The organism is uncultured Veillonella sp. (assembly GCF_934190855.1).
GTDB lineage: Bacteria > Bacillota > Negativicutes > Veillonellales > Veillonellaceae > Veillonella.
The window spans coordinates 1-3,462 of record NZ_CAKPTN010000168.1 but is presented as its reverse complement, the minus strand read 5'-3'; the positions used below and the strand labels follow the sequence as shown (position 1 = coordinate 3,462).

Sequence of the window (3,462 nt, the reverse complement as noted above, 5' to 3'; positions counted from 1 at the left end):
AGAGATTAGTGCTGAAGGGACAACGGTTCTTTTAGTAGAACAAAATGTGCGCCAAGCATTAAAAATTGCTGATTACGCTTATGTATTGGAAACGGGCAAAATGGTCTTGTCTGGCCCAGCTGATGAAGTACGCCATAATCCGCGCGTTATGGAAGCTTACTTAGGCGGTCGGGTTGAGTAATTACCCTTAAAAAATATTATAATTATCTAAAATTTAAATAAGGTGTATATACTAGCTTGCTAGTATATACACCTTATTTTTTTAATTCATCAATAAAAGTGATGAGTGAGAGGTGAAAGTGTGAATTGATAGTGAAATGACTTTACATATATTTAATTATTTTACTAAATTTTAATAAAAAACGGAGTGAATTATCTATGAAATGAGTAAAAAATCACTCATGAAAATTCCGTGAAAATACTATGTTTACTGGGTTTGTTATTGAAAGTTTAATGAAGTTCACTCAGAATATCTTAGGTTTATAGAAGTACATTTAAAAAAATGATAAAATAGCTTAACCGATTTTTTAGTATTTACAATACTAATAATCATGTGATGTATTGAGAATGTTGAATGTAGAACAAAGAGGTAAAGTATGAATAAAAAACAGTATGTGATGATGGCTGCATTCTTATGTGCAACGACAGCCGCTATGGCTGCACCAGTAAGTGTAACTACTGAACAGGGCTATAATACTAAAACTGTACAGTTGGAAGGTCATGCACCTTTGGAAACTAGTGCATCTGTAATTAGCTCTGACAAAGAGTATCGCCTACGTCAAGGGGATGAATTAACGATTCAAGTTGTACAACAAGCCGATCTTGGTACTCGTAATGGCAATGACATTATGTATGCAGTTCGTCCTGATGGCTATGTATCATTCCCAATGGTTGGTGCTGTAAAAGCAGATGGTTTAACTGTTGATGAGTTTACTGCTGAACTACAACAAGGTTTATCTCGATATATCATTAATCCAGATATTACTGTGAATGTTACAAAACTTGGTGGTGTACGAGTTTATGTATTTGGCGAAATTAATCGACCAGGTGCTTACACGCTAACAAAGTCTAGCACTGTTATTGATGCTATTGGTGCTGCAGGTAGCTTCAACTGGGATACAGCGAAGAAGAAAATTTACTTAATTCACCAAGATCATCCAGAAAAACCAATCCCAATTAATCTAAACCGCATCTTGCAAACAGGGGATATGTCTGAAAACTATATTATGAGAGAGGGCGATGTTCTTTACTTAACTAAAAACAGTCGTATTAACTTTGCTCGTGATATTGCTCCAATCTTAACTGGCGCTTACATGGTATCACGCATAGGTAAGGATTAAGGATAAGAATTATCTGTCATATAAGGGGGCGTTCTTTTGCGTTCATATTTATTACCAGCCATATTGTTTATTGCTGATATTGCAACTATTGTTATCGTTGCTTTTGTCAGTCTATTCATTCGATTTGATGGCTACATAGAACCTCAATATATTAACCAAATGGTAGATGCCTTACCGCTCCTACTCGTTTCATATATGTTGATGTTCTTGATTATGCATTTGTACACGCGTATTTGGCGCTATGCAGGGATGCGAGAGGTATTAGCAGTATTTGTCGCTACAACGGTAGGTACAGCTATCTTTTACTCCTCTATGTTTGCCTTTGGTAAATCGTTACCAAGATCAATCTATTTTATTACATGGTTCCTAACAACTGGTGCAGTAGGTATGGGGCGCATGTTACTACATTATGTGGCGCTTCATTATAGCAGTGGGGATGATGGTGAAAGTGGCCAAGTAAACACACTGATCATTGGTGCAGGTGATGCAGGGGCAACAATTGCTCGTGAAATCGAGAGATACCATAAGCGCTCTCGTCGAGTAATTGGCTTTGTTGATGATGATATGTTTAAACAGAATTGTCTTATGAATGGCTTTAGAATTTTAGGTAATCGTGAAGATATACCTATGTTGGCAGCTAAATATAAGATTGAAGAAATCATCATTGCCATGCCATCTGTTAAGCGTGATGTTATTCGAGAGATTATGGAAATTTGCTCCCCTCTTAAATGTAAGATCAACACATTGCCAGGGGTATACCAGTTGCTAGATGATGAAGTTCTTGTATCTCATCTACATCCTGTTTCCATTGAAGATTTATTAGAACGTGATGAAATTCATCTTGATACATCCAAGGTGGAACCGTACCTTAAGGATAAAGTAGTTCTCGTTACAGGCGCTGGTGGTTCCATCGGATCTGAAATTTGTCGCCAAGTGCTACGTGTAAAGCCTAAGAAATTATTGCTTCTTGGTCATGGTGAAAACAGCATTTATATTATCCACCAAGAATTGCGCAGTGTAGCGTCTGAAGGTACCTTAGTACCTATCATTGCAGATATTCGAGATAAGAATCAATTAGAACAAATCTTTAAAGATTATAATCCTGAGGTAGTATTCCATGCTGCAGCTCATAAGCATGTACCACTTATGGAAATTCAACCTATAGCGGCGGTGCTCAATAACATTTACGGGACTCGAAATGTAGCAGATGTAGCTGGTGCTCATGGAGTTGAACGCTTTGTTATGATTTCTACGGATAAAGCAGTAAACCCTACTAGCGTTATGGGCGCCACTAAACGTGTGGCAGAGAAGGTTGTACTAGGCATGAACCATAAATATGATACTAAGTTTATTACTGTTCGTTTTGGTAATGTACTTGGTAGCCGTGGTTCTGTTATTCCGTTATTCCGTAAACAAATTGAAGCAGGCGGTCCCGTTACTGTTACGGATCCAGAAATGACTCGCTATTTCATGACAATTCCAGAAGCAAGTCAATTAGTACTTCAAGCTGGTGCCATGGGTAAAGGGGGCGAAGTATTCCTCTTAGATATGGGGGAACCAGTTAAAATTGTAGATTTAGCTAAAAATATGATTCGTCTTTCTGGCTTTGAGCCAAATAAGGATATTCGTATTGAATTTACTGGTTTGCGTCCTGGTGAAAAATTGTACGAAGAGTTATTAACTGCTGAAGAAGGCACGAATACAACGACACATAAGAAAATCTTTGAAGCTGCTTTAGAAGATGTTGACCAAGAATGGTTAGGCCAACAAATTGAGCGCTTTGAAACATGTAAAACTGATATGGATGTCATTAATGTATTGAAGGATATAGTTCCTACATACCATCCAAATCATAATGTGTAAATTATTAGTATCTTAGATATTGCTTTTATTTACATTTCTAAATCTTTCTAGTACTAAATTATATTTACTTACACTGTGCTTTGCTTGAGAGGGAGAGACACAGTTCATAATCCTTAGAGGGAGAGACCCTGTTGTTTGTATACTTTCACAGAAAGGGGTATATGGGTGGAACAAATTATTGATTTAAAAGAGGTTGGTAAAGTCCTCGTTAAAAAGCGCCGTAAAAGCATCAACGTTACGGTAGCCTGCATAGTACTAG

At 37.2% G+C, this 3,462-nt stretch carries 2 protein-coding genes and 1 pseudogene; all 3 read left to right on the top strand.

The annotated features are described in order from the left end of the window. Positions 1-181: pseudogene (locus tag Q0F90_RS08195) on the top strand (ABC transporter ATP-binding protein); the annotation flags it as partial. Between the two features lie 415 nt (positions 182-596). Then, positions 597-1,340: a polysaccharide biosynthesis/export family protein gene (locus tag Q0F90_RS08190; RefSeq protein WP_296004638.1), complete on the top strand. Its 744-nt coding sequence runs from the start codon at positions 597-599 to the stop codon at positions 1,338-1,340. A gap of 36 nt (positions 1,341-1,376) precedes the next feature. Further along, the gene (locus Q0F90_RS08185) at positions 1,377-3,203 is read left to right on the top strand and encodes a nucleoside-diphosphate sugar epimerase/dehydratase (RefSeq protein ID WP_296004636.1); all 1,827 of its coding nucleotides are present in this window, start codon (positions 1,377-1,379) and stop codon (positions 3,201-3,203) included. Positions 3,204-3,462: the final 259 nt, after the last annotated feature.

Coding starts and splice junctions, on each gene's coding strand:
- Q0F90_RS08190 (WP_296004638.1), top strand. CDS start 597: ATGAATAAAAAACAGTATGTGATGATGGCTGCATTCTTATGTGCAACG.